We start from the raw sequence: 25,206 nt of genomic DNA on the forward strand, positions 1-25,206 counted from the left end.
CGAACCTCGATCATCGTGACCACAAATCTCAGCTTTAGAGAGTGGTCACAGGTTTTTGGGGATGCGAAGATGACGACTGCACTACTTGATCGTTTGACACATCATTGCGACATCGTAGAAACCGGCAATGAGAGTTATCGGCTGAAAAATAGAAAATAAGTTCATCATTTACTATCCGCCCCAGTTGAGTTCTGCCGCTCCGACGAGCATTTTGGTGGGCCCATTCTCGCGCCAGAACTCAATTGGGGCTACCTTGAGATGAAAGCTTTAAAATAACAGGATTAATGGAACCCCCTTTTTACTTTTTGGGGGTCATTTTTGGACGCTGACAGGGGGTCAATTTTGAATGCTGATTGACAATATTTGCTCAATATTTAGGTATCCAACTCGTTGAGGCTGGAAGAGGCCACTGCAAAGTCTGTCTGCCACTTAAAAAACATTTTCTGAATGCTGCTAACGTTGTTCACGGTGGTGTGATTTTCGCGTTAGCCGATGTGCCCTTCGCAATTGCATTAAATAGTCATGGAAAGTTGGCATTGGCAATAAATGCTCATATTTCTTTTTTAAAGAGTAAATCTGATGGCACTCTCTACGCAGAAGCCAAAGAGATTAACGAACCGCATCGATTAGGTGCTTATGATGTTCTGGTGGAAAAAGGAGAAGTAATCGCCAAGTTTAGTGGAATGGTCTACCGGAAAAAATAACGTATTCTCTTAAACAACAATATCTACTGTCCTATAGCTGTCCTGGAAGCAAAACAGCCACTCAGAGAAAAGTCTCTAAGTGGCTGTTTTTATTGGAGCCAGCAAGCGGGATCGAACCGCTGGCCTGCGCTTTGCGAGAGAATAGCACCGTCAAGATTAAAAGACTTGTCAGGCAAGGTGGAAAGTTGTTAATACGATCTCAGGACCGAGAAAATTACCCTGACTACGAGGCTGAGGAAGACTTCTATCTGATCGGTCGGGTTATATGGCTAGGCCATGAGGTGAAATGAAGCATTTTTTCAATCTTTCTGCATCGCTATGGATAATGAATCGAATAATTTAGAAAAAATTGGCTTTGACAAGTGGTTGCTGGAACGAGTTCCTGCTGAAAGCCTCGAACAATTCGAAATAGCAAGAGTGGTCGCTGTTCACAAAGATAGCTATACCATAAGCAATGGAGAAGTTGAGGTTTTATCGGAGTTGATAGGTAAAATATTATTTAGTGCTAACTCACCAGTTGAATATCCAGCGGTGGGAGATTGGGTTCTTGCCAATTTTTATGACAACAATACATTCGCAATAATCCACAAAATCTTGCCTCGCAAGTCTTTATTAAAAAGAAAAACACCAGGAAAAAAAGTCGACTTTCAGTTAATTGCCGCAAATATCGATGTTGCATTTATTGTCCAGTCTCTAAATGAAAATTTCAACCTCCGGCGCCTGGAACGTTATTTGGTGATGGCTAACGAGAGTCAAATTCAACCAATTGTACTTTTGAGTAAGAGTGATCTGCTTGATAACGAAGTTATAACAGGGATAACAGAAGATATTAATAAGATTATGCCAAACTTACGAGTTATCCCTTTTAGCAATAAAAATGATTCCTGTTTAGACAATGTAAAAGGAATTATGCAAGCAGGTCTAACATATTGCCTACTGGGATCATCTGGAGTAGGCAAAACAACCTTAATCAACAATTTATTAGGTGAAGAAAAATATATTACTAAAACAGTTAGTAAAAAAGAGAGTAAAGGAAAACATGCTACAACGCATAGGCAACTGATCAAACTGGATTCTGGAGCACTAGTAGTAGACACACCAGGAATGCGTGAACTCGGAAATTTATCGGTAGCTTCAGGACTTGAAGAAACTTTTTCCGATATTTTCGAACTTTCAGAAAAATGTCGGTTTAGGAATTGTAAGCATGTTAACGAAAAAGGATGCGCAGTATTAAATGCTGTGGAAGATGGACAACTATCTGCGAAGAGGTACCAGAATTATATAAAAATGACTAAAGAATCTACTTTCAATGAAATGTCATATTTTGAAAAAAAGAAAAAAAATAAACAGTTTGGAAAATTCGTTAAAACTGTCATGAAACATAAGAAAAGTCGTGGATATTAATTTGGTCGGTAAACAGTAGCTTTTAGTCCACGGATTTCACAAAAACACATAGTAATTTTTAGCCATATATTAAAATATATTGTATGCTTAAGATAGATAAAATACATAAAAACGAGTGGTGTTTTTCTGAGCCATATGACAGCAGAAGCTCATTTGAAGAGTTTGAAGTTGTATTGGAATTAATGGATGCTGGAAAATTAGAGCAATCAGAGAAAAAACTAAAACATTTTATAAAAAAACACCCTTATCACATTGATGCATGGCATCATCTTTCTCTCATATATGCATGGCAGGGTTTTGAACTCGAAGCATACCTAGCAGCCAGGGAAGCAGTCAGAATCGGTGTTGAAGCACTACCAACAACATTCAAATGGAAATCAAGCAAAATAGAATGGGGACATTTAGAAAATAGACCTTTCTTAAGAGCATGTCATCACTTAGGCTTAATTCTTCATGAGAGAAAAGAAACTGAAAAGGCGATTGAAATATTTGAAAAAATATTATCTGTATGTCCGAACGACAATATCGGCATAAGGCTTTATTTGCCCTTACTTTGGTTTGAATCCAACGATATAGACTCAATAATAAGCCATTGTAAAAAACATAACGATACATACATGCCAGAAATAGCTTACAATCTTCCTTTAGCCTTAATGATGAAGGGTGATTTTGAGGCTGCAGAATCCCTCATTAAAGAAGCAATTGATAATTTGCCCTTAGTTGCAAAGGAGCTTCTTAAAAAAAGACATACCAAACCTAAGAGTAACGCTTTTGGAGGTATCACGCTAGGGGGTACCGATCAAGCTTATGAATACTGGAAAAACTATGGTTTGTTTTGGAAAGGTAAAAAAGAATATTTAGAATTTATTAAGAAAATAAAGGTGTAACCAAACGCTCCAGAAGTGCTCGCTGAAGCTCGTCGGCGAACTTATCGTTAGAAAATCAGAAAGGACAATTCTCTATGATCAATATTGCTTGGCATGAATTAATATCTTGGGCACTAGTAATAATTAGTAGCACTCTTTTCATTGTCGAAAAACGTTCAAACAGTCAAACAAAAAATTTCATGATGTTACAGGGGCTTTTACAAGCTTGCAGAAAAAAGGTTATGTTATATGCTCATTTACAAGGTGAAATTCAATCACATGGCCCTGAAAATATACCGAAAAGAGAATATGCTCTATTGGTTAAAACATTATATTCAGATCATGAATCACTGATGCAAAACATTATGGGGTGCATGCGCGCAATAGAGCCTAAAAAAGGTGAGTCGTTCAACGTTGATGAGTTTTTGAATAGATCTAGTTATATTCCTACAACTGAGAATGTAAGTAACCACGAACAGCAATAAGCAAAAATATATAAGAAAAATATTTGGGAGCAATCTTTCACCATCTCTGAAGTTCGCCGTTGAACTCTACGTATGACTATGATGCAGAGGAAGACTTCTATCTGATCGGCCGGGTGATCTGGCTGGGGCATGAGGTTAAATAGAACAACGAGATAACAATTAGCCAAGAAAACAAACTAAGTGTAATTTGTTTTTTTCATCAATTGCAGGATTTCTGGAAATGCTCACACCTAACATATTAAAAAAAACTGGGAAGTCTATAATCAATGAAGTATATTAAATAATATTATTATAAAATTATACACAATTAATCCATAAACAATTATCCGCTTAAGATTTCCTGCAAACTAAAAGTTATGCAATAGAAAACATGAAAATAATAACTAATCCAATTGAAATTGATCAGGCTTTAGTTGGTATGATTAAAAAATATAAAAACTACTTCATAGCTACCGCCTGGGCATCATTAGGATCAAAAGCTTCATTAGCATTATTAAAAAACCGAAATCGTATAAAAAAAATGGTTGTAGGCATTCACTTTTATCAAACACACCCTAACTTCATAAAGGAATTTATAAACAGCGAAAGCGTAAAGTTCATACTAAAAACAAGCGGAGTATATCACCCTAAAGCTTACCTTTTCTATAATTCACCAGAGGATTGGGAATGTATTATAGGTAGTGCGAATTTCACCGAGTCCGCACTATCAAAAAACTCAGAAATAGTTGTTCATTTAAAAAGTTCCGATCCTTACGCTACATCTGTCTACGAAACTCTTACAGCAACTATTAATAACTATTGGGAAAAATCCGAGTCAGTCGATAAAAATTTTTACAAAAATTATATTAATGTCTGGAAAAAGAATCAAAAAAAAGTCAAAAAACTTTCTGAACAATACGGAAGAAATAACAGCAATAAGCCACTTGTTAAATCAAAATTATTCACACTGACATGGGACAAATATTTTAAACAAATCAAGAATGATAAGTTTCATTCCTTCAAAGGAAGAATTGAATTACTCGATACAGTTCAAAGTTACTTTGAACATGAGAAACATTTCTATAAATTCGAGAAAATTCAAAGAAGAGAAGTAGCTGGCATAGCAACTTCCAATCAAAGTGAATCTGCCATAGAATGGGGTTGGTTTGGAAGTATGATTGGTTCAGGTAAATTCCAAAATAGAATTAACAGTAATAATGTTTACATATCCGATGCACTTGATTGCATCCCACTACACGGGGAAATTGATAAAACTAATTACAATTGCTTTGTTAATTATTTTAACCAAGCCTTCCCTGATGGTGGCTCAGGTGTCGCAATAGCCAGCAGGTTACTAGCTATGAAAAGGCCAGACTATTTTGTATGCATAGACAAACAAAACCGTACTAAATTATGTGATGAATTTGGTTTACCCAAGTCTGTATCATTCGAATCGTATTGGGATGATATTATAGAGCGCATATTAGACTCTATTTGGTGGAACTCAAAAAAACCATCAAACACATTACAAGCTAAAGCTTGGAACGGTAGAGTCGCTATGCTGGATGCTATATTTTACGAAGAAAAATAAGCATAATTATACATTAAACAGGAACTCGCCAAAGCTCGCCAGTCACTTCAAATTAAATACCAACAAAAAACAGAGAGAGTTAAAATTGAAAAATACTGCAAAATTATCGGAATGTAGAACATATCGTTATGCTTTGTGGCGCACTTGGGACAATTCAAAACCTCAAGTTATGTTTGTCGGTCTGAACCCTTCCACAGCAGATGAAACAACAGATGATCCAACATTAACCAGATGTATTAATTACGCTCAATCATGGGGCTATGGTGGTGTTTTTATGGCTAACTTGTTCGCCTTTCGTGCCACTAACCCTTTAGACATGAAAGCAGCATACGATCCTGTTGGCCCTGAAAACAACAAATGGCTTAAACACTTAGCAAAGGATGCAGCACTTGTTGTAGCTGCATGGGGTAATGATGGCTCTTATTTGGATCGTTCTAAACAAGTATTAGAACTAATACCACATATGCACTGTCTAAAGTTAAATAAATCTGGAGAGCCTGCACATCCACTGTATCTGGCTGCTAATATACATCCTGTGCCAATGGGCATTTAACAAGTCTCTAAAAAAAGCCGCCGAAAACCGCGTCTCTTTTTTTTTTGCTAGGGCATTAAGATATACTTATTTTTGCAACAAATGTCAGTCTTTTTAATATTTACCTAAAAGCAACAAGCTATCCGCCCAAAATTATGGAACAGCTGATAACAATTTCTGAAGATTCGCCCACCACTACAAGTATAATCCCAGAAAACGACGGTACCCTTCCCTACCTTAAATATGAGATACTTATAAGCAATCCATACTGCTATACAGAATTAGAATTTTTCAAAGAAGTTCATCATGTAAAGAGAAACAAGCCACACCTGAAGATCGATAGCTATCGTCTTAGGCGTATGCATTTACCGAAAAGATTTGGATGGGGTGTCCACATCAACGAGCAAAAGAAAATTGCTATTATTCCTTGTGAATCAGCACAGTATCAAAAATTATTGGAAGATGAATCGGTAAAGAAGCTAGGGGCGTATCGAAACCAGAAGAGAGAGAATTAACGACTTGTGCTATTAATAAAACGTTATGATGTGCAACACACCTGATCCCCTATAAGGAGCCAAATTGTCTACCAATTACGTGTTGATCGATCTGGAAAACGTCCAGCCTAAAAACTTGAATATCCTTCTAAATCACCCTTTTAAGATTTTTGTATTTGTTGGAGAGAACCAAGCCAAGATACCATTTGATTTAGCCTCTGTAATGCAAGAGTTTGGAGGTAACGCCCGATACCTAAAGATATCTGGTAATGGAAAAAATTCTCTGGATTTTCATCTAGCTTACTATCTTGGGAAACTTTCCACAGAAGACCCTGCCGGCTACTACCATATAATTTCCAAAGACACAGGATTTGATCCTTTAGTAAAACATCTCAAAAAAAACAAGATAAGGATCCATAGACATAGCGATCTTGCAGAGATCCCCCTTTTGCGCATTTCAAACACTACAAACATCGATGAGAAGATCGATGCAGTTATCAAGAATCTTGCTGGAAGAGGTCAATCTAGACCTAGGAAAATTAGGACTCTTTCGAACACAATAAACTCGCTATTTTCTGAAAAATTAAATGATCCTGATATGAAGATGTTTATCAAGACGCTCATTACCAGAAAATACGTCGCAATCGATGGGGAAAAAGTATCTTATCACCTTTCTAAAATCGATTAAAAGTATTTTTTCATTTTTCAATTTATTAATCCGAAGGGTAATTGGCGAACATTCTGGAACAGCCTGATCTATAACTTTAGACGGAATCTCAGACAGATAGGTTCAAGGGCACTGAACCCTATCTGACGTACTGATCAAAGTCATCTCTCTCTTTAAAAACGGCTGCAATAACTCTCATCTTTCAGCTAGTCGATCCTCCAAGAACTATGCTGAGCACTCGATTCTGCTCCAATCAGCCCCAAAATATTAAATCGAAGAGCATTTTGAAAGAAAAAATGGGATACATAGCACCAAAAGCAACGCAATATCAACCACATGATGCCGCAACAACCTATCCTATTAGCCTAGCTGGATTAATAGTAGCTTGATCAAATCGAGTAGCCTGGGGGACTCTCTCCCTCAGGCTTTCTAAGATTCAGACGTGAATCACTCGACTCATATAGCTTCTTCACTAAACTCTTTTTAATATCTCCCCTGAGGAATCCGCTTTCTCAAAAAAACTACGACTTGGTGTCCCCATTTTTCAACCTATTTTAGGGGAGGGAGAAGTTGTACCCAAAAGATTAATTTCAGTCCATGTTAGTCCTTGAACTGGATGTGCAAGCTATGCAGATCAGTATTACCGAGAACTTCAACTTCATGGGTCACTCCATTGCTCCACACCAGTTTTCCGGCTGGAATACTTTTCTCAACTACTTTGCCATCAGGGGTGGTGACCTTTATTTTACAGGCGCTGAAAAAATAGGCGATATAAGCTTTATGGGAATGCATAGGAGCTAACGCTCCAGGGTGGCGTATATTTTCGACTACTTTTACTCTTTCGTTATCGAGCAGGACTTTTGCTATATTGTTGTCTTGTTCGCTAGCAGCTCCAGTATTAGGTAACAGAATAAAACCTAAAGCCATTAACGATATGCCTACAAATATTATAACGATGTTTTTCATATTTTCGCCTCGTATCTGTTTAGTCTCGCAAGTTATTTTTTACCGCTTATAGAGGAATTTAGGGCCTTTCAATAGAAGAATCATTCTTCAGAGACCCAGGATTGAGTAATTTCAGAATCTCAGCACAGCTCATAGAAACCCTCCTCTATTCATAGGTAAGTTATCGAGTTACACAAAAACTGATTTACTACCGAAGTAACAATACGTTAATTGAGTATAGCACACTATCAAGTGGTATTTTCAATACAATACTACTGTGATCATTTATCCATGAACATTGTGTCTTGATAGTCGATTCTGCTCCAATCTCGCCCAAAATTATCATCCCACACAACAGGCGAAAGCCTTCTGCAACAATTGAGAAATTTTCTCAACACATTGATATTTAATGATATTAATTCTCACATGCACCCTTTTCATTGACAGCCCCATACCGCAGGTGTAGCCTAGACCCCTGACAATGTTTAAGTAAATTGAAGTATAGCTTCTTGTTCAACGCACTCGGGACCGCACACTATGACTCCGGAGCAGCTAGAAGACCTCTTTGAAGAATGGAGTCTATACAGTTCCAAACAGCAGAGAGCTATCTTAGCTGACTTTCTGGAACTGAAGGATTAATTCATTTACGTTTAAAGGAGACTGCCTTATGGCTCTAATCAGGAAACTTGACAAGATCGAACTGGAAAAAGATATTAAGCACTCCGAAGTAGATTCGACTTTTACCATAATCAAAAATCAGGACGGAAAGTTCCTTCAAATCGATACTTATGGTTCAAAAAAACGCCAAATTCGTGGTAAAAAAAGTCAATCAATTCGTTTTTCGGCAGAGGCTATAGAACAGTTGAAAGAAATTATAGAAAAATATAAATTTTGACAGACAGTCAGCATATATAAATAATACCATCTGCTATGTTAGAATTAGCATTATCTGATTAGCAACAGCTTTTGCCAGTAAAGGAGGTACGGCATTGGCGACCTGTTGCTGCTGAGATCCAATTCTACCTTTAAAAACAAAATGATCAGGAAACGACTGGAGGCGCGCTGCTTCCCTGACCGAAAGTCCACGGTGCTCGCGGGGATGAATTAACATGCTTTTCCTGAAGTGGGTTATTGTTACTGAAGGTAAATCTTCCTTTAGTCTAAGGTAAATCCAGCTGTGACAGCGGTTCTTATCTTTATAATTACCCATCAATTCATCAGGAATGTCCCTCCAATTTCCGCCTGGAGGAATATGTTTATATCTTTGCAGTATCAAGTCACTGTTACGTGTAACTAGATTGTTCGAAACTCTGCCGTTCGTTTTGGACCTCATCACCTCCTGATACGAATTTTCAGGTTCTGTATTTGCATAGCTTAATTCATCAACAGACGCACCATTGCTCAGAACAGGCAGATCGGAGATTGCATCCCATACAGTTGTTGTTTTAATTCCACCATCTTTTTCTATAAACGGTTCAGGAAACTTAATCTCAAGGTTTGAGTTCTTCCTCACACCTATAAGAAATATCCTATTCCGACTCTGCGGGACACCAAAATTTATTGCATTTAATACTTTAGAATCACAATAATAACCAATTTCATCAAAAGTAACTTTAATATCCTTCAAAACACTACCGCCGGCAAATCGCTCAAGATCACCGACATTTTCCATAACAAACACCTTTGGCTGATAATGCTCAACCAAATCTGCATAATAAAAGAATAAAGAGTTTAGTGGGTTGTCTTTTGTAGCGGTTTGGCGATTAGCTCTCGTAAACCCTTGACAAGGGGGGCCGCCTATAATCACGTCAACCTCATTAATCCCAATACTTTCCAATCGGCTAATTACTTTCTCTGGCTCTCTTAAATCTTCTTGAATGATTTCGGTCTTGCAGCCTTCACTGTTAAAGGAATGGTTCGCCCGCTGAGTCTCCACAGCATTCTTATCTTTTTCTACAGAAGCAACAACATGGAACCCTGCCTGAATGAAACCTTCAGACAAACCTCCTGCGCCAGAAAACAAATCTAAAACTCTTGGTTTACTCATTGACTTACTTCATCCTCTCACGAATAATTTGGGTCAAAGTCTCAATACTTTTGGTTTCACACTCCCAAATTATGATCACTCTCCACCCTTGTGTTTCCAATTCTCTTTTATTTATTTTAAATCTTTTTACATTATTTAGCAGCTTATTTTCCCAATAATCTGTATTCGTCTTTGGTTTTGCAGCCCTTTTACACTCTAAATGCTGGTGCCAAAAACATCCATGGCAAAAAATTACAATTTTATGCTTAGGTAGTACAATATCCGGCGTACCCGGCAGATCCCTGCGATGTAAACGAAACCTATACCCCATCCTATGTAACAATGATCTGACAATCATTTCCGGTTTAGTATTTTTAGACCTAATCCGGCTCATGTTCCAGCTACGCTTGTCTTTTGATAGATGATCTGCCATATTTTCACTACTAGGAGCTCATAGCACATTGAACTCTTATCGTTCTGCCGGCACCATCTTTATACAAAGCATCTCCTGCACCAATCAGTGCTTCTGCTCCGTCACTATCAAGAATTACTCTAGAATCAGTGACAGTTTTCACCTTGAGAGCAATGGTTGCTGGCAAGTTAGCTTTAATTGTAGAACTGACAATCTCAGCTAATGGTTTTTGAGTAGCAATAATCACATGAATCCCGGCAGCTCTTGCTTTAGCACATAATCTCTTTACTAATTTCTCAATTGCTTTTTTATCATCATTATCTGCTACCAAATCTGCGTATTCGTCTAAAACAACTATCCATCTAGGCATTAGCTCTGGTGATTTTTTATTAAAATCGCTTATGTTTTTTGCTGCTTTTCCTGTTAATGTCTTCTGAGCGCGGAATTTTTTATACCTTATTTCCATTTCACTAACGCATTCTTCCAGCAACTCTATAGCATCTTCGGGCTCACTCTTTACATCATCAGGGACATGTTCATAATCCTCAAAGTCAATTAGTTCATTACCTTTTGGATCTATTAGTTTAATTACTAGTTCCTCACTGCTATATAATTGTATTGCACTGTTTAAAATTGTTTCTAGAGTGACAGACTTACCAGAGCCAGTGGTACCTCCAATTAAAAGATGGGGAGACGATGATGAAGAAAATGTTATACATTGTAACTTGCCGGAAATATCTACACCAAATGGCAGTGAAAATGATTCTTCATCTTTTTTGAAATTTTCCAATATATGATTGAGAGTAACTGGAACACGATATTCATATTTTTTGGGAGCTTCTAGCCAAATTTTACCAGTATCTGAAAAAATTCTTATTTTTTCAGCTTCGGGTAGTTCTAACGCTATCTTTAGCTCTTCATCAGCGTTTCGTATGCTTTTCAATTTGGTTGAGCTGGCTGGTTTTAGTAGCATACGCATGAAAGCAGGTCCTTCGAGAAACCATTCACTTTCAGAACCAGGATCAAGCATATTTATGTTAAGATTATGAAATTTATCGAGAATTCTTTGATAAACTTCTTTCCTGTATTCTATAGGTATCCGGTCATACCCCGCAGTTTTCTCACTCAGATTCGTCCTTTCTGGCTCTGTGGATTCGCCTTTATTTTTAGTGAAAATGTTCTGATCCGCCGGGGGGTGAGAAACACTTCCATTATCTATGCATAAGCTGGTATTACCAACAGTTGCGTATGATTTTTCTTTAGAGCTTTCATTACACAAACTCTTTACAATAGTTTCAAAACTTGTTGTTATGACTTTCTCCGTTCCCAAATCGCTGATAGAATCCTCTTCTTCATTCACAGAATGACAAAAAACTAAAGGCTTGGATTTTACAACATCAAAATGCCCTAAGCTAATTAATTCCCGTATCTCCCCAGGAAGCCTTCTTGCTCCCATCGATCCGTCTATTGTAAGAGATGGTGAGTTTTCAATAGCCTGCAACAGGTTCTCCCGCCAAATCCTTCCATCATAATTTTGCTCTTCTTTTGAAGCAAAAACTTGTTGAATTAATTTTAGAGTGTTGTTTACTTGAAATAATCCTTTCTCAATTAAATTTTTATCACCAAATTTTGATTCAACAACAGTTAGTTCCAGCGTTATTTTTTGTGCATCATCTTCTGGCTGACAGATCTTGATCCACAAAAGATCCGCCCTTTTCTGTTGAGTTGCGCCACCAAACCATTTAAGTTGCTGATCAAGAGCAATCCAAGCATGTAAAATTATTTTTTGTTTTCCACTTCCTGAAAGATTTTCCTCGGCATATCTCTTTGAACAAATTAAACCGAGCAATTCATTTAAAGTCCAGCCTCCACCCAATGACTTCAAAACAACTCCCGGGGCCAACAAACAACTCTCATCGTAAATTTGCTTAGATAATGTAGATACGTCTTTTCCAATTATTTTACCTGCAAAAATATCTTTTATTTTTTTTTCTAATCTGGGAATTACAAAATGTTCTCCCATTTTCGATGATATAATCAAATTGTACAGGCCATTCTTGCCTATATTATCTCTAAACGTAATAACATCTGGTTTTTCAGGTAATGATTCAATATGCTGACGGGATATATATGAATCAAGTGTAATTACCCATAATGAAAGACTATGTAGTATAGAAAAAAGCTCCTCTGATTTTTTTACCTCAACCCTCAATCTAAAGTGCTCAATATCATCTTTACTATTTGAAAGCGCCATAGACAGTTTAAACATCACGCTCAGGCTAGACCATTGAAATAAGGCCTGATCATCATACTCAGGAAGCAAGTCAATTTGAACATTTACAGCGCCTCTTTGTGAAGGAACCATTCTCACAGGTCTGCTTATTGTGGGTTCGTAACTTTCAAAAGATCTATCTTCAAATGATTCTTCACTAAATATTTTTGGATATATATGCAAATTTTTTTCAAAAATATTTGGAACTAGAGCGATATCAGTTTTTAATAACTTTACCTCTTCCGGCAAATCATTTTGCTCCTTCCAAGGGTAAACATTTAGTTCAACTCTCGGAAACAATTGATATTCATCGTGAGCATCCAGCAACTTGTAACAATCAGGGCCCAAAAATTCAGTCCCTTTAAGCACTTCCTCTGGAGCACACACATGCAGTCTAACATTTAACAGACCAGAATTTTTATATTTCTTAAAAAGCTTAATGATAAACCTTTCAATGAAATTTGATTTACCATACTGCAAAATTAGAATATCAAGCCCGCTCTTCTTATAAGGATGAAACTCCAGATAACGATGACATTCAAGCGTCATTGCCTCAATGGCTTCTTCATCCACTAAAGACAGCCAATCTTCTTTTGGGGCTCCCTGCTTTGAAATCAGTCGATATTCTTCAACCCATCCATATTCCTCTACTGACTTAAAGAATTTTTCATCTTTTCCAATATAATAGGGAGGATGCTGGTGCGGTGACAAGTCATTAAGGTAATTAAAGAAATACTCTTCATTTTGCCCTGATAATTTAAGATCAGAGTTCATTGCAAGCAGAATAGTTTTTTCCATTAACTGCAGATATGCTCCGATCCACCTTGCCCGAAACGGGTGCAGAGGAAGCAAACAAACAGCGTCATCTTTTTTTATTGCATCAAACTGCATAAAAACATCAAATTCAGCAACAGATGTTCCCTGCAATTCAAACTCTTTTACTGCAAGTGCCAAGGACTCGTCCTGCCACCTTTTAAAAAAATCAATACATAAGCTACTGGATACTCCTAGTTCCCTTGTCTCTAAAATAAAACTTTTGCGCAACTCATACCAGTTCCTGCTCGCGCCAAATAAAGATTTCTCATCTAGTTTATAATCAACAATAAAATCAGATGCTGCTTCTGCATATTTGGCAAAAAATTCTTCAAAGCTATCCCGTCCCGGAATAGACATGGTTACTACTGAGTGATATTCTTCGGTTGAAATATAGATAAGCCAAAAAATTAAAGCCTTAATTCCTTTTGGGGCCCAATTTACATATTTAATATCTTCAACGACATATTCTTCAGTATTTGATTCTTTCTGTATTTCTAAAACAAGAGGCAAAGAGGGCCATAGTTCATCAATTTTTTCTTCGGACACTTCTATTTTGTTGACCCATTCCCTGAGTTTTTCAACACTAAATTCAAAATTATCAGTCAGCTCCGGCTGAATTTCCAGTTTACATTCGTCCGGGCTCTCTTCTACCAGGGAAAGCAGCAAATCTTTATGCAGAAAAGAAAATAGTTTTACAGTCTTCGGCAGTTCATCTCCTATAGTATTTCCAAGTTTAAGAAACAGCTTATAATTGTTGTCTCCCCCAAGAGGAAGCTGATAGACCTCCTCTAAAAACCATTGCAAAAATTTATCAACAATTGAAGCTCTTGAGGCCAGTCTCACAACCCGTTTTAAAGTTTTCTCTTCAATTAGATCCTGTAGTGCAAAGCCGCTTCCCTCAAACGGCTCATTCTCCAAAAACATCCTTGCTGCAGCAGATCTATTTCTATCAAGACCATCTTCAATATCTAACGAATCAAAAATATCGACTGCTTCAGGATCTCTGCTATCTAATATTTCAGTTCTAATTTGCGCTCCAAGTTTCAAAGCTTTTTTGTTCTCTAAAACTTGTGAAAAAATTGTCCAAGGTATCTTCTTTAGGAGCGTTTTTTCTTCTAGCACACAGTAGTCATGGCAAAGTTTTCGCCAAGCCTGATTCTCAATAGTAGTATATTCAGTACCTGTATTGACATTTACAAAAGCATGGTTTTTCGTTTTTTGCGCTATTTTCTCCCTATCAACTTCTTGATTGTTTTGTTTCAAAAACGCTGCTGCATAATAGTTTTTTTTCAGTCTATTCGGTATAATCGAAATTAATTCTTCAGCTCCCTCTTCGTCCTGAAACAAGTCCAGCTCAGGCAGGTTTTTCAAAGCTGCTTTTAGAGCATCCTTTTCTGCAACTAACTGTTTACCTGATAAGCTTTTTACAGTTGAATTCACAAATGAGGCTATACCTCTAACAGAGAGCGGAACTACCTTTTCATGAAGATTCTGAACGACTAAATTAATGGATGAAACCAGGGTATCTGGCAAGCTATTTCCAGGGTTACAGATGTTCCAGCTAATTTTTATAAGATTTTTTAATCCAAAATTTTCATGCAGATATAACAAGTCTCTATCTTTTATAGAATCTATTTGACCAAAACTCTGACGATCCGACTGTTCACCTAACACAAACAACAGATATTTGTTCGAATCATCACTATTTCTAAATGTTGTTGGCTTCGTGTTGCTGTCTAGAATCAAATCATTTTCTATCGATTGTTCCAAAAGTCTACTCGGTTCCCGCGATGGTATAACAGAAATTAGCGGACCTTTCATGGGATCCCTGCCATCGACTTCATGAAGCTCATTTAGAGATTTGATAGCTGATACGACTTCCTCTGTAGAAAAGCCTTCGACCAAAATTATTTGCTTTCTATCTTCTTTTGAAAAATTTTGAAGACTTCTTAAAGCAATCAATCGACCAATTATTTCTGATATCATATTAGAATCCATATCTCACAAATACTGTCATATCACTGTAATCATGAAGGAACCCAAGCCTCTTCAGATGATCCGAAAAAAATTTAGAATTATCGTCAAAGATCGATCCATCAAGTCTACTTAAAAGCTGAGCTTTTTGAGCAGAATGAATATCAATTACAAGCCCCCATGTATCGTAAAGCCAGCTACAAAAATTTTTGTATGTTAATTCTTTACCTCCGCCTGTTGCAGCTAAAACTAACGCTTCAATTATTGAATCTTTCAGCACATAATGACGAACACCAGTATGGGCATTAAGAAGTCCTACTGCAGAAGCGGTTCTAGTGTAATAGGCAGCAAAATGCTCTTTTAGAGTTTTCCTCGGATTTTTATAATCTTCGTCATCATCTTTTCGAAACAGCTCCTCATCAATTTGTAATAAAGCCTGCAGTATTAAACTTTGTGCGTTATCAAGCGATTTTTTGGATTGATTTCTTAATTGTCCAGGTTTGAATCCGCAGTCAACAAGTACAATGGGACCATTTCCATTTCCAATTCGATTGAATGCTCGCCCATGCTGTAGACGTAGCATAGCAAACGGAAGAAAATAAAGAAGAGCATCAATTTTTGTTGTCCTGGGAGCCTCATCATGGGAAAGTATATTAAAAGCACACTGCCTTATATTCTCCTCGTACTTGTCACCAATGATAAATGAGTGGTTTTTCTCTTTTTCATTTACTTGCAAACTCTGGTCATCCCCTTTTGCTAAATCATGATTTGCAAGTTCCCCTACAATGGTCGTTAGAGCATCTAATCCATCTCCACCCATAATTTTCTCCAAACCTTCCCGAATATTATTCAACCGTTTTTTATTAGGGTCAGAGCGAAGAATTTTAAAAATCAACGCGCCAGTTCCGCGAAAATAAATCTCACGAATGCTCACTTTGTTGGTTTTACCCTGTGGTCTGGCATCCCAATGAGTCAGCACCTCACCGTAAGGCAAGAAGTGGCTACTCTGCCAGTGAGCCTCTTTGCGGCGGCCTGGTACCGGAACAGCAATTGCTTTGAGCATATTCGAAACTGTTTTGATTGTATCCTGAGTCTCTGAATCAAATTTAAAACAGTCTTTATAATCGAGCTCTTCATACTCGTTCTGAGGCGGCCAGGCAATTTTTCTTGCATAATCCAATGATCTGTGAAGACAGGTAATTTCTTCTTTTTCATCCATACTCGGCAGAAATCCATCCCCAGCTCGGCTGCAAGCTGTCAAAATGCTAAAAAACTCAAGAGCTGTATAAAATCCGTTGGAATCTTTATGCAAAATTCCGCCAAAAGCATTTCTACTCACTAAAGTTTTACTCACTGAATCAACCCTTCAGAAATTGCTAATTGATATTGTTTTTCAGGCGTACTGATAATGATATTATTAGAATCATCCTTCTGTTCAATTTTTACAGCGACTTTAGCCAGAAAGTTTAGAATTCTTCTGATATCAGTTTGAAAAAACACTCTTGATAAATAACCGAGTCCTGCTTTTCTCAAATATTCAAACCTCTCCAAATTTAGAGGCAATTCTTCATCCTCAACTGACAAGACAACTTCTCTCTCTATGTAATCTACAGTGTCATCCACACCAATCAACCCGAGTCTATCACTCGCTAATTTTCTCTCCCATACTTCACATCTCTTAAGAAACTTAATTTTATCTGCAGTTACAGTTCCGTTAATTAAGTTGACTTTCCTCTGCAGACGTGCAAAAGCTGGATGAGTAACTAGTAAATTAGTCTTCTCATTCCAAGGTGATAGACCTTGAATAGCATGCAGACCAGCAACTATATCGTTTTTGATCCTTACCAGACGCTGTTTGTCTTCATCTTTTGATCGAGTGGTAAGCCAGACCATATCTGCTAGCGAGCTGTAGCCTATCCGTTTTGCTCTCTCTTTAAGTTCTTGAACTTCAGATAACGACTCCAGCGTCCACAGGTCAAAAAAATCTCTCCTTCTTAACCTTTTAATAGCCTGGAGCATTAAATCTGCTTCCTCGCTTCCAGCTTCGGAGCCAGAAGACGTTACCAACAGTCCAGTTCCCTGCTCTAATGCGTTGTAGCAATCATCTTTGTATATAAAAAAGAGATCAGATTGTTTTGTATCTATATCAAAACCAAGAATGAACCGATCATCCACTTCACGCCTCGCGATTCGTGAAGGATCGAATTTCCTAAAACATCTTAATAACGGTACTTTATCAAGCTGACTTTCCTGCAAATTTTCAGCAAAAACATTATGGTAAAAAGCAAATTCTGACTGCCATCCTTGTTTTTTCTGCTTGTTGAACCTCTCGTGGACCTTAGAACAATCCAGATGGCCGGTAACAATATAGGCTAAGACAATCAGCATCTCTCGAACTGTAATCGTCTGCCCGAAAAGCTCTGCCATTTTGAATAGATGGATTATTCCTCTAGCACGTTTTTCCCCAATCGCCCCAGATTCTCCCGAAGCTTTCATTGTGAGAAGGTTTCGATTGTTATAGATTGGACATCCTTGTGCCATTGCAATGCAGTCTTTGCAAGAGCTCCATGAACGTTCATCGTTAAGCCAACTCTGAAAAGCTTCTTCCAAGAATGATTTTTTACTGTTGCGGCCATTAGCAACGACTGACTGAAAGTTCAAGTTTACGAAAAATAGCTCGTCTTCAAAACCTGTGAATCCCTCATCAACACAACTAGCCAAAGCACAATTTATTTTGTTTAAATTTGGATACTCATCAGCATTATCAATACTTAAAATTTCTCTTAACTTACCCTCGTTGACACATGCAATTGTTACACATCGATTCTGATCTAATGATTCATGTAAACAAAGAGCAGCTGTCTTACTATCCAGCTCACTCATGTCTTTAAATATCCTAATGGTATCGCAAGAGCTTGTTGGGCTTTCAAGCCCACGATCACCTAAATGTTGATTTCTTAAAGCTTTTTTAGCATCCTGGTCGGACATTCCCAAAACGCTCATTAAGATCTTCTGGCAAATGTAGGTTTTTCCATGTCCTGCATTCCCAGTCAAAACGATAAGTGCCTTTGATTTCTCTTTAACTATTTTGGTTACAAAATCTATAGCCTGAGTTTTAATATCCAGTTTCTGGGTTTCCTTTTGCAGCTCAGTAACAATTTCAGATATTCCTGGGCCGAAAGGTATGAAATTCACTAATCGCTCAACATGGCTGTTTTTTTTTATTTCCATCGCAAATAGATTTTCTTAATTTAAGAGCTGTTTTTTTGTCCACGCCAAACACTATTATATACCAATAACATCCTGATATTTTGCAAATTATCAAGAAGGTACCAGAATAAACAGTTTTTTGCAATCGCTACAAATTTCTGTCATGATCTAAACCCAATATTTCTCCAATTATCCAGGTGAACTGAACGACTATTGACTTCAAGCCTGAAGTCAATTGGTTAGCTATTCGGCTAAAGCCGAGGGGGTTAAACCATCCCCGAAGGGGACACTAAACCATGAGACGTTTACTTAAAACCTTGTCCTATCATCAATAAACAAATCTACTATACATGAACAGGGGTATCATATAGTGATACCCCTAAATTATTTTTTCTGGAAAGTAGAGAAAGTACAAGGAAGGAAAGAACAACACTACAAAAACAACTGTCCCATAGCTGTCCTGAAAGCAAAACAGCCACCCAGAGAGTTCTCTAAATGGCTGTTTTTATGTCAGCCAGAAAGCGGAACCGAACCGCTAACCTGCGTTTTACCAGAGCAAAAACATGTGAAGAAACTTGATCGCAGGCACCAAATGGTTTTGACTTATACACCCTTGTTGTATGCCTGTTCAATTATCCATATCCTGTAAGGAAGCCCTGAAAATGAACGATATTACCAACCATACATATTTAAATGATATATTTGCTCAATATTTAGGTATCGAACTCGTCGAGGCTGGAAGAGGACACTGCAAAGTATGTCTACCACTTAAAAAGCATTTTCTGAATGCTGCTAACGTTGTTCACGGTGGTGTGATTTTCGCATTAGCCGATGTGGCCTTCGCAATTGCATCAAACAGCCATGGAAAGTTAGCATTGGCAATAAATGCTCATATTTCTTTTCTAAAGAGTAAATCTGATGGCACTCTCTACGCCGAAGCCAAAGAGATTAATGAGCCGCATCGATTGGGTGCTTATGATGTTCTGGTGGAAGATGAAGAAGGAGAAGTGATCGCCAAGTTTAGTGGAATGGTCTACCGGAAAAAATAAAAATACGTGTTGTTCTCATTCAACAACACCATTTACTGTCCTATAGCTGTCCTGGAAGCAAAACAGCCACTCAGAGAAAATTCTCTAAGTGGCTGTTTTTATTGGAGCCAGCAAGCGGGATCGAACCGCTGGCCTGCGCTTTACGAGAGCGCCGCTCTACCAACTGAGCTATGCTGGCGATAGTTTGTCGGATCAGTCAGACACCGTACGCTATATATCAGGTAATTATTGAAAATTCAACAATTTTGAAATATAAGCAATAGAATAAGTTCACAGGTTGCTGCTTTTTCTTCGTAAAAACATATAACACGCTGCAATATAAGGGGTTTTTTCAGCATTTCTCCCCATAACTTTGCTTAAGTACAGTCCATCATGGTACGCCTGTTTATCATTTTCTTCGCTGTCGTTCTCACCCTCGGCGGCTGCAACACATCCCCAAACAATAGCGAAACAAAACAGGTGGGGTGCATCGACTGTCACCATTTCCAGCTCGACGACAATCACAATTTCGCCTGCACTGTCTGTCACCAAGGCTCCGACAGCGCCGCGGACAAGCAAGAGGCCCACCAGGACCTGATTGCCTTGCCGGCCCATCCGGACAACATGGCTGCAAGCTGTGGAACCTGTCACGAAAGCGCGATAAACAACATCTTGAAAAGTGCTCACTACACGCTAAAAAACAGCGTCAACCGATTCAGGAGAAGTTTTGGCGCAAAAGAAGAGCTGGTGTCACTGCTCAAGGTACCTGACGTGACGGACCCGTCTAATATTCTTGAGCTTGCCGACGATCTTCTACGGAGCAGGTGTCTCAGGTGCCACCTCTTCACCGCCGGAGACGATTATCCGGCCACCCACAGAGGCACAGGGTGCAGCGCGTGTCACCTGCGCTTTTCAGCCAACCGTCTCACCGAACACCGATTCACCTCCGCCACGGACGAAGCCTGTCTCGCCTGTCATTACGGCAATTATGTAGGCGCCGACTATTATGGTTGGTATGAACATGACTTCAGTATTGAATTCAGGACGCCCTACACCACCACAGAAGAATATTTAAGACCCTACGGGGTGGAATTTCACCAGCTCAGGCCGGATATCCACAAAATAAAAAAGCTGCAATGCCTCGACTGCCACTCAGGCGAAGAACTCATGGGCGGTGAGAGTAACGGACCGTCTTGCGGGGGCTGCCACAGCAAGGAAGAACTCGCAAGCAAAACGCAGCAAAATATCACAGCCGAGGACGGGAATTATTTTCTGCACGCAAAAGACGGTACAATTCACCCGGTTCCGTTGCTCAGGCATCCGGCCCACTACGACCGTGATCGAAAAATAAGCTGTCAGGCATGCCATGCACAATGGACATTCAACGATTTGGGCAAACATTTTCTTAGATCCGACACCGACAACTACGATATTTTTGCCAATCTCTCGGTCCAGGGAAGTTCGGAAATAGAAAAATTAGTCGACAATAACAACGACTTCGACCAACCGGAACTGCCGATCATCATGATTGATAAACTTACGGGGCAACCTCGCCAGGGGGTATGGTATAAGGGGTTTACCACTCGCCGGTGGGAAAATGTGACTCTGGGACGTGACCAGAACGGTGTGATAACCACTGTACGGCCGCTGCTCGACTACCGGTTGTCGTGGATCGATGAAAACGATGTCGTCCGTTTCAATTCCGTGGCGCCCAGAACTCCCGGCAACGGATTCTTCCCTTATGTGCCGCACACCACGGGAGCGGCCGGACTTTTTTACCAAGAGCGAATCCGAACTTTTCTAACCGAAGAATCATCCGCCACAGGAGACTAAGCCTTGCGTGTTTTATCCGTTTGCCGTTTTCACCTTTGGTGTTTTGCCGCCTTCACTCTCATCCAGATCCTCACTGCACCAGCTCCTGTACAAAGTGCAGAGATGAGAATTCATCCGACCCAGTTACCGTATACAATCAATAATAAAAGATATTTTCCCCTTCCTTCATCCATCGGATACAGCGACGTGGGAATAGCCTCCTGGTATGGTGAAGAGTTTCATGAACGCACAACATCCAACGGCGAAATATTTGATATGTTCAAGATGACGGCAGCCCATAAGACCCTGCCGATGAACACCATGCTCATGGTTGAAAATCTGCAGAACGGCCGCCGGATAGTCGTCCGGGTCAACGACAGGGGGCCATTTGTCCGTAAGAGAATAATAGATCTCAGTTACGTCGCCGCCCGGGAACTGGGAATGGTCGACAGGGGGGTAGCAAGTGTCAGGATAGCTGCCCTGGCGGAAGAAAAAGGCCGGTCGACAAACGGGGACCGCATAATAGACTACCGCAATCTGCGGGCGGGAAAGTTTTATGTGCAAATTGGCGCTTTTGGTGACAGGACAAACGCACTGCGACTGCAGAAGCGTTTCATTGACGCGGGACACACAACTGTTATCAACGACTATCCGGGACCGGAATCGACCTTTTACCGTGTTCAGGTCTACGCCGGAAGCAACCTTGCCAGCGCCAAGAAAGCAGAAGAAGCACTGCTGGACCGTGGGTACACCGATTGCTTTATAATCGCAAGATAACCGGCCGCAACCAGCTCTATCTGCCCCCGGCTGCCCGTTGAAAAAAGAGCTCTAATTTTTGCAGGTCTTTTATGCCGGGCAGGATTTCTACCCCGGAGTTGACGTCGAGACCGTAGGGAGTTACCGCTTTAAGCGCGGCGACAACGTTGTCCGGAGTCAACCCCCCGGCGAGAAGAAAGGGCAGCTGCAGCTTGAGCCCGTCTATTATCGACCAGTCAAATACCTTTCCGGTTCCACCGCTTGTTCCTGCAACATAAGTATCCAGGAGAAATCCCTCGACACAGTCGTTGTAGGGTGAGAACTCTTCGGCACGACTTTGTACTCCTACCCGAAACGCTTTTATTATCCTGCAAGACGGCAGCGCCTGTCTCAGCCGCCGGCAGTAGTCCGCCGATTCTTCGCCGTGTAGCTGTATGCAGGAAAGTCCTGCCTGGGTCGCGCAGGTCACCACTTCATCGACGCAACTGTTGACAAAGACCCCGACCCGATCGACAAAAATCGGTAAAGAATCGATTATTTCAGCTGCTTTTTCCCTGGTGACATACCTCTTGCTTTTTTTTACAAAGATAAACCCGAGGGCGTCGACCCCGAGCTCTGCGGCAAAGAGCGCGTCTTTGACACGGGTGGTGCCGCACATCTTTATTCTGATGCGCCTGGTTTTCGGATGAGTCATAACAAGTCCAGGACCTCTACCTCAGGGAGCTGAGCACGTTACTTTTGCTTCCCGCACGCATAAGGGTTTCCCCGACAAGGGCGGCACACACCCCTTCCTTGCGCAGTCTCATGAAATCCTCTGCACTTTTCAGCCCCGACTCGCTGACCACCGGTATTTCAGGCGGAATCATCTTTTTAAGACGAAAAGTCGTTTCAAGATCGATGGTGAAATCCTTGAGGTTCCGGTTATTGATTCCGATCAGGTCGCTTCCCGCCTGAAGCGCGGTTTCGGTCTCATACTCGTCATGTACCTCCACCAGCACGTCCATGCCAAGCTCGTTGGCAAGTGCCTGATAATCAACCAGCTGCTTGAGATCGAGTATCGCGGCGATCAGCAGGATCGCATCGGTACCGCAGGTCTTTGCCTCTTGTATCTGCACCTCGTCGATAATGAAATCTTTGCGCAGAACCGGCAATGCAACGGCGCTTCTGACCTGCATCAGATACTGCATCGATCCCTGGAAAAATTCTTCATCGGTTAAAACGGATATTGCCTGGGCACCATTGGCAACGTAGTTCTCAGCTATCGCCACAGGGTCGAAGTCTCTGCAGATAACTCCCTTTGAAGGCGACGCTTTTTTTACTTCGGCAATTACCGAAACCCCCTGGTATTCAACCAGGCAGCGCCTGAACCCTCGCGGGCGATCAATCCCGGTCTCGGCAAAGGCTGCATCAATCCTAACTCCATCTCTTTTTAAAATCCGGACTTCCGCTTTCTTTCTTTCCACAATCCTGTCTAAAATATGAGCCATCTGCGCTCTTCCTTTGCAACCTTATTTGTTATTGAATGACCGGGAATATCCAACAAGCTCTTCCAGTTTTGCCAAGGGTCCCCCTGAGGCGACGACTTCACGCGCCAGCTCGACCCCCGCCGGTAAATCATCAGCTTTACCAGCGGCAAGCAGGGCCGCACCGGCGTTGAGCAGAACCATATCCAGTTTTGCTCCGGCAACGCCGCTTAAAACTTCCCGCACCATCTCCGCCGACTCGTCAGCACTCTCCCCTCCGCGGATGGCTTCAACGGGTGCCGTTTTCAGACCTACCTGCTCGGGTTCGACGGTATAAGTGGTTATCTCCCCGTCATGGGCATCAGCCACATGGGAGATACCGGTTACGGTCATCTCGTCCATGTTGCCTTCCCCCCAGACCGCCAGGGTTCTTTTCATTCCCAGCCGCAGAAGAACCTCGGCAAACACATAGGTCAATTTCCTGTCAAACACGCCGGTCAGCTGGACATTGGCTCCCGCCGGATTGGTCATCGGGCCAAGCAGGTTGAAAATTGAACGGATACCGATCTCGCGGCGGGGTCCGATGGCGTACTTCATTGCACCGTGGAGCATGGGCGCGAACAGAAAGCCGATGCCTATTTTCCGTATGCAGGCCGACACCGCCTCCGGTGGCAGAGTCAGGTTAACCCCAAGAGCTTCCAGAACATCGGCGCTGCCGCATTTGGACGAGACAGCCCGATTGCCGTGTTTGGCAACTGTCACCCCAGCTGCGGCAACAACAAAGGAAGTTGTCGTTGAAACGTTGAAAGTACCCGAAGCATCGCCGCCGGTGCCGACGATATCCATCAAGATGTCCCCGGCCGAGGTATCCACGCCGGTATCGATATAAGTGGCTTTGTCGCGCATTACCCTCACGGCACCTACTATCTCCTCAACAGTCTCCCCCTTCATCCGGAGCGCGGTGATAAAAGCGGCAATCTGGGCATCGGTCGCCTGACCTTCCATGATTTCGTTCATCACCACCACCATTTCCTGTTCACTGAGATCAGTTCCGGACACTACTCTGGATATGGCCTCTCTTATATTCATGACCTTTTTCCCTGGGCAATTGGTTTGATTTTGTAATTTACTTTTTTATGGAGACGTTAATGAAATATCCGGATCAGGATCTTAACATCTCCGGATAATCAGGGTCCATAAAATTTTCAAGCAGCGTAATCCCTGCCGGAGTCATGATAGACTCCGGGTGGAACTGCACCCCCTCGATAGCCATCTCTCTGTGCCTGACCCCCATAAGCTCTCCCCTGTCGCTTCGACAGGTAATTTCGAGACAATCCGGGAGATCGCTCTCCTGGACAATCAGCGAATGATACCTCATGCCGTCAAAAGGGTTGGGCAGCCCGGTGAACACGCCCTTCCCGTCATGTTCCATGGGGCTGGTTTTACCATGCATGATCCTGTCGGCACGGATTACCGTCCCACCGAAAGCCTCTCCGATAGCCTGGTGTCCGAGACAGACACCAAGAAGCGGTATTTTCCCACCGAAATATTTTATCGCTTCTATTGAAATTCCGGCCTCTTTCGGCGTGCAGGGTCCAGGCGAGACAAGAAGACGGTCCGGCCTTAACTCCTCTATTGCGGCGATGCTTATCTTGTCGTTGCGGAACACCCTGATGTCTTCGACACGACCGGCTTTCAGGCCGTTGGCGGCAACGGTCTGCACGATATTATAAGTAAATGAATCGTAATTATCTATTATTACAAGCATGT

General features: G+C 40.8%; 23 protein-coding genes and 1 tRNA gene. 13 read left to right on the forward strand and 11 right to left on the reverse strand.

Features of this window, described 5'->3' with window-relative positions; translation table 11 throughout:
* The 9 genes from BLQ17_RS16785 to BLQ17_RS16825 form a co-directional block, all read left to right on the forward strand.
* On the forward strand, positions 1 to 159 hold a 159-nt coding region (locus BLQ17_RS16785; RefSeq protein ID WP_176761282.1), incomplete at its 5' end, for an ATP-binding protein.
* A gap of 194 nt (positions 160 to 353) precedes the next feature.
* Positions 354 to 704 (forward strand): PaaI family thioesterase, encoded by a 351-nt coding sequence (locus BLQ17_RS16790; protein WP_092224944.1) that lies wholly within the window; start codon positions 354 to 356, stop codon positions 702 to 704.
* Between the two features lie 318 nt (positions 705 to 1,022).
* Positions 1,023 to 2,108: a ribosome small subunit-dependent GTPase A gene (rsgA, locus tag BLQ17_RS16795; RefSeq protein WP_092224946.1), complete on the forward strand. Its 1,086-nt coding sequence runs from the start codon at positions 1,023 to 1,025 to the stop codon at positions 2,106 to 2,108.
* Positions 2,109 to 2,191: 83 nt separating this feature from the next.
* On the forward strand, positions 2,192 to 2,995 hold the full coding sequence (locus tag BLQ17_RS16800; RefSeq protein WP_092224948.1) for a tetratricopeptide repeat protein: 804 nt from the start codon (positions 2,192 to 2,194) through the stop codon (positions 2,993 to 2,995).
* A 74-nt stretch (positions 2,996 to 3,069) separates the two neighbouring features.
* The gene (locus BLQ17_RS16805) at positions 3,070 to 3,459 is read left to right on the forward strand and encodes a hypothetical protein (RefSeq protein WP_092224950.1); all 390 of its coding nucleotides are present in this window, start codon (positions 3,070 to 3,072) and stop codon (positions 3,457 to 3,459) included.
* A 370-nt stretch (positions 3,460 to 3,829) separates the two neighbouring features.
* Positions 3,830 to 5,029, forward strand: coding sequence for a phospholipase D family protein (locus BLQ17_RS16810; RefSeq protein WP_092224952.1), 1,200 nt, complete (start codon positions 3,830 to 3,832; stop codon positions 5,027 to 5,029).
* Between the two features lie 85 nt (positions 5,030 to 5,114).
* The gene (locus BLQ17_RS16815) at positions 5,115 to 5,582 is read left to right on the forward strand and encodes a DUF1643 domain-containing protein (protein WP_092225043.1); all 468 of its coding nucleotides are present in this window, start codon (positions 5,115 to 5,117) and stop codon (positions 5,580 to 5,582) included.
* Between the two features lie 134 nt (positions 5,583 to 5,716).
* A complete protein-coding gene (locus BLQ17_RS16820; RefSeq protein WP_092224954.1) occupies positions 5,717 to 6,076 on the forward strand; it encodes a DUF6157 family protein in 360 nt (119 codons plus the stop codon).
* Between the two features lie 64 nt (positions 6,077 to 6,140).
* The gene (locus BLQ17_RS16825) at positions 6,141 to 6,743 is read left to right on the forward strand and encodes a PIN domain-containing protein (RefSeq protein ID WP_092224956.1); all 603 of its coding nucleotides are present in this window, start codon (positions 6,141 to 6,143) and stop codon (positions 6,741 to 6,743) included.
* A gap of 579 nt (positions 6,744 to 7,322) precedes the next feature.
* On the opposite strand, the gene BLQ17_RS16830 is transcribed toward BLQ17_RS16825, so the two are convergent.
* The gene (locus BLQ17_RS16830) at positions 7,323 to 7,688 is read right to left on the reverse strand and encodes a cupin domain-containing protein (protein WP_092224958.1); all 366 of its coding nucleotides are present in this window, start codon (positions 7,686 to 7,688) and stop codon (positions 7,323 to 7,325) included.
* Between the two features lie 646 nt (positions 7,689 to 8,334).
* On the opposite strand from BLQ17_RS16830, the gene BLQ17_RS16835 reads away from it, so the two are divergent.
* Positions 8,335 to 8,562, forward strand: coding sequence for a hypothetical protein (locus tag BLQ17_RS16835; RefSeq protein WP_092224960.1), 228 nt, complete (start codon positions 8,335 to 8,337; stop codon positions 8,560 to 8,562).
* Positions 8,563 to 8,595: 33 nt separating this feature from the next.
* On the opposite strand, the gene BLQ17_RS16840 is transcribed toward BLQ17_RS16835, so the two are convergent.
* From BLQ17_RS16840 to BLQ17_RS16860, 5 genes are read right to left on the reverse strand one after another with little or no spacing between them, the layout of a single operon-like run.
* A complete protein-coding gene (locus BLQ17_RS16840; RefSeq protein ID WP_092224962.1) occupies positions 8,596 to 9,714 on the reverse strand; it encodes a DNA cytosine methyltransferase in 1,119 nt (372 codons plus the stop codon).
* A 4-nt stretch (positions 9,715 to 9,718) separates the two neighbouring features.
* Positions 9,719 to 10,126, reverse strand: a complete 408-nt coding sequence (locus tag BLQ17_RS23555) for a very short patch repair endonuclease (protein ID WP_092224963.1) — start codon at positions 10,124 to 10,126, stop codon at positions 9,719 to 9,721.
* A gap of 10 nt (positions 10,127 to 10,136) precedes the next feature.
* Entirely contained in the window at positions 10,137 to 15,179 is a 5,043-nt protein-coding gene (locus BLQ17_RS16850) for an FtsK/SpoIIIE domain-containing protein (RefSeq protein WP_176761283.1), read from the reverse strand.
* Between the two features lies 1 nt (position 15,180).
* Positions 15,181 to 16,521: a hypothetical protein gene (locus tag BLQ17_RS16855; RefSeq protein ID WP_092224966.1), complete on the reverse strand. Its 1,341-nt coding sequence runs from the start codon at positions 16,519 to 16,521 to the stop codon at positions 15,181 to 15,183.
* Positions 16,518 to 18,398: a hypothetical protein gene (locus BLQ17_RS16860; RefSeq protein WP_092224968.1), complete on the reverse strand. Its 1,881-nt coding sequence runs from the start codon at positions 18,396 to 18,398 to the stop codon at positions 16,518 to 16,520. The genes BLQ17_RS16855 and BLQ17_RS16860 overlap by 4 nt, the downstream gene beginning before the upstream one ends.
* A gap of 641 nt (positions 18,399 to 19,039) precedes the next feature.
* Between BLQ17_RS16860 and BLQ17_RS16865 the strand changes: the two genes are divergently transcribed.
* Complete coding sequence (locus BLQ17_RS16865) at positions 19,040 to 19,426, forward strand: PaaI family thioesterase (RefSeq protein WP_092224970.1); 387 nt, start codon at positions 19,040 to 19,042, stop codon at positions 19,424 to 19,426.
* A 102-nt stretch (positions 19,427 to 19,528) separates the two neighbouring features.
* On the opposite strand, the gene BLQ17_RS16870 is transcribed toward BLQ17_RS16865, so the two are convergent.
* Positions 19,529 to 19,604 (reverse strand) — tRNA-Thr (locus tag BLQ17_RS16870).
* Between the two features lie 194 nt (positions 19,605 to 19,798).
* On the opposite strand from BLQ17_RS16870, the gene BLQ17_RS16875 reads away from it, so the two are divergent.
* Together BLQ17_RS16875 and BLQ17_RS23445 are read left to right on the forward strand one after the other, a co-directional pair.
* Positions 19,799 to 21,238, forward strand: coding sequence for a hypothetical protein (locus tag BLQ17_RS16875; RefSeq protein WP_092224972.1), 1,440 nt, complete (start codon positions 19,799 to 19,801; stop codon positions 21,236 to 21,238).
* A 102-nt stretch (positions 21,239 to 21,340) separates the two neighbouring features.
* On the forward strand, positions 21,341 to 21,994 hold the full coding sequence (locus BLQ17_RS23445; protein ID WP_092224974.1) for a septal ring lytic transglycosylase RlpA family protein: 654 nt from the start codon (positions 21,341 to 21,343) through the stop codon (positions 21,992 to 21,994).
* A gap of 16 nt (positions 21,995 to 22,010) precedes the next feature.
* Here BLQ17_RS23445 and BLQ17_RS16885 read toward each other — a convergent pair whose 3' ends face one another.
* From BLQ17_RS16885 to BLQ17_RS16900, 4 genes are all read right to left on the reverse strand, one after another.
* Positions 22,011 to 22,667, reverse strand: a complete 657-nt coding sequence (locus BLQ17_RS16885) for a phosphoribosylanthranilate isomerase (RefSeq protein ID WP_092224976.1) — start codon at positions 22,665 to 22,667, stop codon at positions 22,011 to 22,013.
* Between the two features lie 16 nt (positions 22,668 to 22,683).
* The gene (gene trpC, locus BLQ17_RS16890) at positions 22,684 to 23,460 is read right to left on the reverse strand and encodes an indole-3-glycerol phosphate synthase TrpC (protein WP_092224978.1); all 777 of its coding nucleotides are present in this window, start codon (positions 23,458 to 23,460) and stop codon (positions 22,684 to 22,686) included.
* A gap of 21 nt (positions 23,461 to 23,481) precedes the next feature.
* The gene (trpD, locus tag BLQ17_RS16895) at positions 23,482 to 24,525 is read right to left on the reverse strand and encodes an anthranilate phosphoribosyltransferase (protein WP_092224980.1); all 1,044 of its coding nucleotides are present in this window, start codon (positions 24,523 to 24,525) and stop codon (positions 23,482 to 23,484) included.
* A gap of 73 nt (positions 24,526 to 24,598) precedes the next feature.
* Complete coding sequence (locus tag BLQ17_RS16900) at positions 24,599 to 25,204, reverse strand: anthranilate synthase component II (RefSeq protein WP_092224982.1); 606 nt, start codon at positions 25,202 to 25,204, stop codon at positions 24,599 to 24,601.
* Between the last annotated feature and the right edge of the window lie 2 nt (positions 25,205 to 25,206).

The sequence above is a fragment of the Desulforhopalus singaporensis genome (assembly GCF_900104445.1).
GTDB classification, from domain to species: domain Bacteria; phylum Desulfobacterota; class Desulfobulbia; order Desulfobulbales; family Desulfocapsaceae; genus Desulforhopalus_A; species Desulforhopalus_A singaporensis.